Here is a 7,784-nt window from a genome sequence, read left to right as displayed (position 1 = left end):
GGCGCTGGGACAGGATGATCGCGTCCTCGTAGTTGTGGCCCTCCCACGGCATGAACGCCACGAGCAGGTTCTTGCCCAGCGCCATCTCGCCCTGGTCGGTGCACGGCCCGTCGGCGACGACCTGGTTCACCTCGACGCGGTCGCCCTCGCGGACGATCGGCTTCTGGTTGAAGCAGGTGCCCTGGTTGGAGCGCTTGAACTTCGCCACGCGGTAGGTCGTCCGCGTGCCGTCGTCGTTCATCACGGTGATGTAGTCGGCCGAGACCTCCTCGACCACGCCCGCCTTCTCGGCGGTGATGACGTCACCGGCGTCGGTGGCGGCGCGGTACTCCATGCCCGTGCCGACCAGCGGGGCCTCGCTCTTGAGCAGGGGCACCGACTGGCGCTGCATGTTGGAGCCCATCAGCGCGCGGTTGGCGTCGTCGTGCTCCAGGAACGGGATCATGGCGGTCGCGACGGACACCATCTGGCGCGCCGAGACGTCCATGTAGTCGACCTCGGTCGGCCGGATGAACTCCAGCTCGCCGCCCTTACGGCGGACCAGGACGCGGTCCTCGGCGAAGGCGCCGTCGGCGCGCAGCGGCGTGTTGGCCTGCGCGATGACGTGCCTGTCCTCCTCGTCGGCGGTCAGGTAGTCGATGTCCTCGGTGACCCGGCCGTCGATGACCTTGCGGTACGGCGTCTCGACGAACCCGAAGGAGTTCACGCGGCCGTAGGACGACAGCGAGCCGATGAGGCCGATGTTCGGGCCTTCAGGCGTCTCGATCGGGCACATGCGGCCGTAGTGGGACGGGTGCACGTCGCGGACCTCGAAGCCGGCCCGCTCACGGGACAGACCACCGGGGCCGAGCGCGGACAGACGCCGCTTGTGCGTCAGGCCGGCCAGCGGGTTGGTCTGGTCCATGAACTGCGAGAGCTGCGAGGTGCCGAAGAACTCCTTGATCGACGCCACGACGGGGCGGATGTTGATCAGGGTCTGCGGCGTGATCGCCTCGACGTCCTGCGTGGTCATGCGCTCGCGGACGACGCGCTCCATACGGGCCAGGCCCAGGCGGACCTGGTTCTGGATGAGCTCGCCGACGGTGCGCAGGCGCCGGTTGCCGAAGTGGTCGATGTCGTCGGTCTCGACGACGACCTCGCCGTTCGCCCCGGGCATCGAGACCTCGCCGGCGTGCAGCCGGACGATGTACTCGATCGTGGCGACGATGTCCTCTTCGGTGAGGGTGCCCTGGTTGATGTCGGCGTCGACGCCGAGCTTCTTGTTGATCTTGTAGCGGCCGACCTTGGCCAGGTCGTAGCGCTTCGGGTTGAAGTACAGGTTCTCCAGCAGAGTCTGCGCGGACTCCTTCGTGGGAGGCTCGCCCGGGCGCAGCTTGCGGTAGATGTCCAGCAGCGCGTCGTCCTGGCCGGAGGTGTGGTCCTTCTCCAGGGTGGCGCGCATCGACTCGTACTGGCCGAAACGCTCGAGGATCTGGTCGCTGGTCCAGCCCAGCGCCTTCAGCAGGACCGTGACGGCCTGCTTGCGCTTGCGGTCGATGCGCACACCGACGCTGTCACGCTTGTCGATCTCGAACTCGAGCCACGCACCGCGTGAGGGGATCACCTTGCAGCTGTACAGGTCCTTGTCGGAGGTCTTGTCGACCGACCGGTCGAAGTAGACGCCCGGGGACCGCACCAACTGGGAGACGACGACACGCTCGGTGCCGTTGATGATGAAGGTGCCCTTCGAGGTCATGAGCGGGAAGTCGCCCATGAACACCGTCTGGCTCTTGATCTCACCGGTGGTGTTATTGATGAACTCCGCCGTCACGAACATCGGGGCGGAGAAGGTCATGTCCTTGTCTTTGCACTCGTCGACCGAGTACTTGGGCGGCTCGAACCGGTGGTCGCGGAACGACAAGGACATCGTTCCGGAGAAGTCCTCGATGGGACTGATCTCCTCGAAGATCTCTTCGAGACCGGACTGGGCCGGAACGTCCTTGCGCCCGGCCTGGCGAGCCGCTTCGACCCGCGACCGCCATTTCTCGTTGCCGAGCAGCCAGTCGAACGACTCGGTCTGCAGGGCGAGAAGATCGGGAACTTCGAGCGGCTCCTGAATGCGCGCGAAAGAGACGCGGCGGGGACCAGCGGGTACGGCGAAGGCGTTGCGCGAGGCTGCCAACAGATGTCCTTCCGAGGGCTCGCGGACTGACTACACGCACGCCAGACGACCATGTTCCAAAGTTACCTAGAGAAGCGGGTCGTCAAAGGGCAGCGCAAAGGGGCAGTGTAGCCGATAGGCATACACCTGTCCACTCCAGTCTCGCTCTGCGCTCCACGTTGGACGCAGCATCGCCCGTCAGCGCCGAAACGTCAAGCCCGAGAGGCCCGATTCGAGCGAACCGATGGCCGTCACGCTGGGTTTTCTTCCCTCGGGGCGACCAAGGCCCGAGCCGAACCCAGACGATACCCGCGAGGCGGATCGGCTAACGCTCGGTCACTCCGAGGGTCGAAGGCTTACCCGCCATCGACGCTGTCGTGCCCTTATCACTGCCCAGGCTCACCCGACTCAAACCCAAGCTTTACTAACAATTGAATAACGCGCCACGCCGTGCCCGTGGCGAGGCCCCGGACATGTCTCAGCTTGTCGGGGCATTGCCGATCAAGGTCGACAACTCAGCCACCAACCAGTGACCATCACCTCTGACCAGCAGAAGCCGGGCACGGCTCTGGAGGACCTGCTTCTGGGGCGCCGTCTCGCCCGGCAACACCTTGGTCGTTCCCACGTTCATGAACAACAACACCTGGACGCGGTCCGGTGTGGCCGACTCCACGGCCGCCGCGGCCACCACCGCCTGCTGGACGGTCTGCTGTCGTTTGATCGTCGGGGCCAGCACCCGGGCCAGCTCGCGGTAGTGATCGGCCAGAGAGCCCGTCGCGTACCCCCGGGCCCGCGTCAGGTCGGCCTCGATCGTGCGGTAGTCGTAGCTGAGCATGTCCGGCGCGTACGCGAGCGCCGCCGCGAGGGCCTCCGCCGAGGCCGCCTCACTTTGGCGCAGTTCCTGGAGGCGGAAGTAGGGGATGGCCACCAGGACGGCCAGAACGGCCGCCAGGAGCGTTCCCACCCCGATCCCGAGCGAATACCCGTAGCGCCGGGTACGGCGGCCGTCGGGCCCGCCCAGGCCCGCGGAGAGCCCTTCGCCGGTCACGTCACCCGCTCCAGCTTCGACACCCACCACGCTCCACGGCTCTTGGTGACCTCCATGCTCCAGCGGTTGAGGCGCTCCTGCGGGGGCGTCTTGGTCCCCTCCCAGCGGATCACCGCGTCCGCCAGCACCAGCACGCGGGCGCCGGCGCGACCCGCGTCCATGGAGACCAGGCCCGCGGCGCGCACCACGCCGGTCTGGACGGCCTTGTGCTCGCGGGTCGCGGCCTTCAGGCGCTCGGCGTCGCGCTCGTACTCGGCCCTGGCCTGGCCCATGGAGGAGTCCAGCACCCGCTGCACGTCGCGGTCGACGGTCCGGTAGTCGACCGCCATGAGGGTGAGGGCGTAACGCTCGGCGGCCCGGATCGCGGCCACGCGGTCGGCCGCGGCGGCCCTCGCGTCGTCCAGGGCGCCGCCGACGCGCACCCAGGCGACGCCCAGGATGGCGAGGAGGACCACCAGCAGCGCCGCCACCAGCGACCGCCACCGGCGGGGCGAGCGAGCCGCGTGCAGCGCCACCTGTTGCCTCCCCTCGCCTGGGGGCCGCCTCACGGGCATCACCGCGACGGGCGCGTCGCGCAGCCGGGTCCGGCGGCCGGTCGCCGGATCATAACCCGGCATCTAGATCACCCGGCGGCGATCACGCGTTTCCCGGGACGGGACGAACCAGCGGAAGCCACAGCGCAGGCGGCGCTCTACGCACAACGCCCCTGAGATGACATCGGCGGGCATTCATCGCATTTCCGCCATGAGATACCAACGGCCCCAGGACATGCGAAAGGGGCGGGCCCACCCGGCACCTGGGTGGAACCGCCCCTTTCGTCGTACGGCTTTCAGCCGCGAGAGGTCACTTGACGGTGACGGTGGCGCCGGCGCCCTCCAGGGCGGCCTTGGCCTTCTCGGCGGCTTCCTTGTTGACCTTCTCCAGGACCGGCTTGGGAGCGCCGTCCACGAGGTCCTTGGCCTCCTTGAGGCCGAGGCTCGTGAGGGCGCGGACCTCCTTGATGACCTGGATCTTCTTGTCGCCGGCGGCCTCGAGGACGACGTCGAACTCGTCCTGCTCCTCGACCTCCTCGACGGCGGCGGCACCGCCACCGGCACCCGGGGCGGCGGCGACCGCGACCGGCGCGGCGGCCTTGACGTCGAAGGTCTCCTCGAAGAGCTTCACGAAGTCGGACAGCTCAAGGAGGGTCATCTCCTTGAACGCGTCGAGCAGCTCGTCGGTGCTGAGCTTCGCCATAGTGGTGGTTCCTCCGTATGTGTTGCAAAACTTGGAAACGGACCGCGGTGTGCGCCTGAATCCCCTGCTGTGGTCGCTTGCGCGCCCGGCCTACTCGCCGCTGTCGCCGGTGGTCTCCGCCGCGGCGGGCTCCTCGCGCTTGGCGCGCAGGGCCTCAACGAGGCGGGCCATCTGGGTGGGCAGCGCGTTGAACGTGGCGGCGGCCTGAGACTGCTTCGCCTTCATCGCGCCGGCCAGCTTCGCGAGGAGGACCTCGCGCGGCTCCAGGTCGGCAAGCGTGGTGATCTGCTCGGGGGTCATCGACTTGCCGTCGACGACGCCGCCCTTGATGATCAGGAGGGGATTGGCCTTGGCGAAATCACGCAGGCCCTTGGCCGCCTCGACCACGTCGCCACTGACGAACGCGATCGCGGTCGGCCCCTGGAACAGGTCGTCCAGGGAGGTGACCCCGGCCTCGTTGGCCGCGATCTTGGACAGCGTGTTCTTCGCCACGGCGAACTTCGCATGCTCACCGAGCGACACGCGCAGCTGCTTGAGCTGTGCGACGGTGAGACCGCGGTACTCGGTCAGGACAGCGGCGTTCGAGCTCTCGAAGCGATCCTTGAGCTCGGCGACCGCGGTCACCTTTTCCGCCCTCGCCATGGGCCTCCTTCCAGATGTGCCGCCGGCGTAGGGCTCAAGGGACCTGAGAAAACGAACGAGCCCCGGCGCAGGCGCACGGGGCTTCACACACGGATATGTCGGCGGCGCGAGGCCGCATGACAGACCATATGAAAACTCGCATCACCTACGCTGGCCGTCCACGTCGTGGATCCTTGGGCCACCGAGCCATGACAGGCTCGGCGACGACCGGCGGTCTTCGGCAGAGCACACTTTACGTCGTCTATGCGCATGACGCAAAATCCGTCCCCGAACGGCGACGCACCCCGCGGGTTCCGTCCCCGCGGGGTGCGTCAGGTGCCTGGGCGGACCCGAGGGTCAGGTGCCGCTGCCGATCATGCCGCCGTCGCCGGCGGGCGCGTTCCCCAGCGTGTTCGGAAGCTCGCCCACCTGGTCGGCCGGCGGGGCCGTGACCTCGGCGGCGTCGTTGAACGACGTGAACTGCGTGGCCAGCTTGAAAGTGCCCTCCTGGCCTGCGGCGCCGTTCATCTCGACCTTGCGGGGCAGTCCCTGCGCGTCGATCCAGGCGTCGAACTTCATGTCCTTGACGTTGGAGAGCTGGCCCTCCAGGCCCTGCCGCATCTCGGGCGTGAGCTGCTTCACCGCCTCGGCGACGGTGAACGTGCCCTTGTAGTGCGTCGTCTCGACGCCGCCGACCGACTCGGTGCCGACCTTGGCGACGTCCTTGGAGCTGGTCAGCATCTTGACGCTGCTCTGCAGGTCGACCTGCTGGGCCTGGCGCAGGAGCTGGCTGACGTCGACGCCCGCGGACTGGCCGGCCTTCTTGAGGTCGATCTTGATCCATGGCTTGGTGCCGCCGACGAGCTTGCTGAGCATGTCCATCTTCAGGTAGGCGGTGTCGCCGAGGAGGATCACCCGGACGCCGCCGGGGACGTTCTGCCCCGCCACGCTGATCTGGTCCAGGGTGACGTCAGAGGCGAGCTGGGGCTTCTGGTGGTACACCATCGTTCCCTTGACCGTCCCGGCGCCCTGCTGGGGGACGGAGAAGTCGATGGCGAGCTGCGCGGTGTACGAGGTGACGGCCTCGGTGTTCTTGACGCTCTGCTGAAGCGTCTCGGCGGCGGAGAGCTGCACCGCGCCGAGGGAGGTGTCCGCCGCCTGCGGGGTCTGGCCACACGCTGATACCGCGATGAGCATGGCCGAGCCCACGGCCGCGAGCACGGGTGTCATTCGCCGCTTCACTGGATATCCCTTCGTCTCCCCCATAAGTGATTTCGACCCTACGCGCAAGCCCTACCCCGTGCGGGGGCTTAGGTGCGCGAAATCGGGGACCACGGCGCGGGGCGACCCCGGAAACGGCTTCCCACCTGCGAGGAAAGGGATGTGAAATTAATGTGCAGAAGGGCCCCCACCCGGAGGTGGAGGCCCTTCGCGACGTCGGCCGGGTCCGGGACACGCGGACGTGCCCCGGACCCGGGATGCCGGTGACGCCGGCGACCGTCAGGCGTCGAGCTCGGCGGTGATGCCCCGCGTCACGTTCGGGTCGACCGGGATGCCCGGGCCCATGGACGTGGAGAAGGTCACCTTCTTCAGGTAGCGCCCCTTGGCCGCGGACGGCTTGAGACGCACGATCTCGTCGAGCGCGGCGGCGTAGTTCTCCAGGAGCTGGCGCTCCGGGAAGGACACCTTGCCGATGATGAAGTGGAGGTTCGCGTGCCGGTCGACGCGGAACTCGATCTTTCCGCCCTTGATCTCGGTCACGGCCTTGCCCACGGCCGGCGTGACGGTGCCGGTCTTGGGGTTCGGCATGAGACCGCGCGGGCCGAGCACGCGGCCGAGACGGCCGACCTTGCCCATCAGGTCCGGCGTGGCCACGACGGCGTCGAACTCGTTGAGGCGGTTGCCCTTGGCGATCTCTTCGATCAGCTCGTCGGCTCCGACGATGTCGGCGCCCGCGGCGCGGGCCTCCTCGGCACGGTCACCGGTCGCGAAGACCAGGACCCGGGCGGTCTTGCCGGTGCCGTGCGGGAGGTTGACGGTGCCGCGGACCATCTGGTCGGCCTTGCGGGGGTCGACGCCCAGCCGCAGGGCGACCTCGACGGTCGCGTCGAACTTGGTGACCGAGGTGCTCTTGGCGAGCTTGGCGGCGTCGATGGGGCTGTACAGCGCCTCGCTGTCGACCTGCTCGCCGGCCTTGCGGTAACTCTTGCTGCGCTTCACTGCTTCTCCTCGTGGAGTGTGTGGTCGCGGGCCAGCGCGTGGCCCTCCCACGGGTGTCTTTGTGTCAGTCGGCGATCGTGATGCCCATCGACCGGGCGGTGCCGGCGATGATCTTCTCGGCCGCCTCGATGTCGTTGGCGTTGAGGTCGGGCATCTTCGTCTCGGCGATCTGGCGCAGCTGCTCCTTGGTGAGCTTGCCCACCTTGTCGCGGAGCGGGTTCGCGCTGGCCTTGTCGAGACCCGCGGCCTTCTTGATCAGCTCAGGCGCCGGCGGCGTCTTCGTGACGAAGGTGAAGCTGCGGTCTTCGAAGATGGTGATCTCGACGGGGATGATGTTGCCCCGCTGGGCCTCGGTCGCGGCGTTGTACTGCTTCACGAAGTCCATGATGTTGACGCCGTGGGGACCGAGGGCGGTACCGACCGGCGGCGCGGGCGTGGCCTGGCCAGCGGGAAGCTGGACCTTGACCAGAGCCGCGATCTTCTTCTTTGGAGGCATTTCCTACTCCGGGTCCTTGACTG

General features: G+C 67.9%; 8 protein-coding genes. All 8 read right to left on the bottom strand.

The annotated features are described in order from the left end of the window. A partial coding sequence (gene rpoB / locus DQ384_RS10080; RefSeq protein WP_114028430.1) for a DNA-directed RNA polymerase subunit beta occupies nucleotides 1-2,161 on the bottom strand: 2,161 nt, incomplete at its 3' end. Nucleotides 2,162-2,618: 457 nt separating this feature from the next. Further along, nucleotides 2,619-3,188, bottom strand: coding sequence for a hypothetical protein (locus DQ384_RS10075; RefSeq protein ID WP_245966344.1), 570 nt, complete (start codon nucleotides 3,186-3,188; stop codon nucleotides 2,619-2,621). Continuing rightward, the gene (locus tag DQ384_RS10070; RefSeq protein ID WP_147268722.1) at nucleotides 3,185-3,805 is read right to left on the bottom strand and encodes a hypothetical protein; all 621 of its coding nucleotides are present in this window, start codon (nucleotides 3,803-3,805) and stop codon (nucleotides 3,185-3,187) included. The genes DQ384_RS10075 and DQ384_RS10070 overlap by 4 nt, the downstream gene beginning before the upstream one ends. Nucleotides 3,806-4,031: 226 nt before the next feature. Continuing rightward, nucleotides 4,032-4,424, bottom strand: coding sequence for a 50S ribosomal protein L7/L12 (gene rplL, locus DQ384_RS10065; RefSeq protein WP_114028428.1), 393 nt, complete (start codon nucleotides 4,422-4,424; stop codon nucleotides 4,032-4,034). Between the two features lie 90 nt (nucleotides 4,425-4,514). After that, nucleotides 4,515-5,066 (bottom strand): 50S ribosomal protein L10, encoded by a 552-nt coding sequence (rplJ, locus tag DQ384_RS10060; protein WP_114028427.1) that lies wholly within the window; start codon nucleotides 5,064-5,066, stop codon nucleotides 4,515-4,517. A 336-nt stretch (nucleotides 5,067-5,402) separates the two neighbouring features. Then, nucleotides 5,403-6,275: an SCO4651 family lipoprotein gene (locus tag DQ384_RS10055; protein WP_245966343.1), complete on the bottom strand. Its 873-nt coding sequence runs from the start codon at nucleotides 6,273-6,275 to the stop codon at nucleotides 5,403-5,405. Nucleotides 6,276-6,545: 270 nt separating this feature from the next. Further along, nucleotides 6,546-7,265: a 50S ribosomal protein L1 gene (rplA, locus tag DQ384_RS10050; protein ID WP_114028425.1), complete on the bottom strand. Its 720-nt coding sequence runs from the start codon at nucleotides 7,263-7,265 to the stop codon at nucleotides 6,546-6,548. Nucleotides 7,266-7,329: 64 nt separating this feature from the next. Next, nucleotides 7,330-7,761, bottom strand: a complete 432-nt coding sequence (gene rplK, locus DQ384_RS10045; RefSeq protein WP_114028424.1) for a 50S ribosomal protein L11 — start codon at nucleotides 7,759-7,761, stop codon at nucleotides 7,330-7,332. Nucleotides 7,762-7,784: the final 23 nt, after the last annotated feature.

The organism is Sphaerisporangium album (assembly GCF_003323745.1).
GTDB lineage: Bacteria > Actinomycetota > Actinomycetes > Streptosporangiales > Streptosporangiaceae > Sphaerisporangium > Sphaerisporangium album.
The sequence above is the reverse complement of the archived record's forward strand: the minus strand, read 5'-3'. Positions and strand labels throughout refer to the sequence as shown.

Excerpts from the sequence above, each read along its gene's own strand:
- DQ384_RS10070 (WP_147268722.1), bottom strand. The coding sequence starts at position 3,805 with ATGCCGGGTTATGATCCGGCGACCGGCCGCCGGACCCGGCTGCGCGAC.
- rplL (WP_114028428.1), bottom strand. The coding sequence starts at position 4,424 with ATGGCGAAGCTCAGCACCGACGAGCTGCTCGACGCGTTCAAGGAGATG.
- rplJ (WP_114028427.1), bottom strand. The coding sequence starts at position 5,066 with ATGGCGAGGGCGGAAAAGGTGACCGCGGTCGCCGAGCTCAAGGATCGC.
- DQ384_RS10055 (WP_245966343.1), bottom strand. The coding sequence starts at position 6,275 with ATGACACCCGTGCTCGCGGCCGTGGGCTCGGCCATGCTCATCGCGGTA.
- rplK (WP_114028424.1), bottom strand. The coding sequence starts at position 7,761 with ATGCCTCCAAAGAAGAAGATCGCGGCTCTGGTCAAGGTCCAGCTTCCC.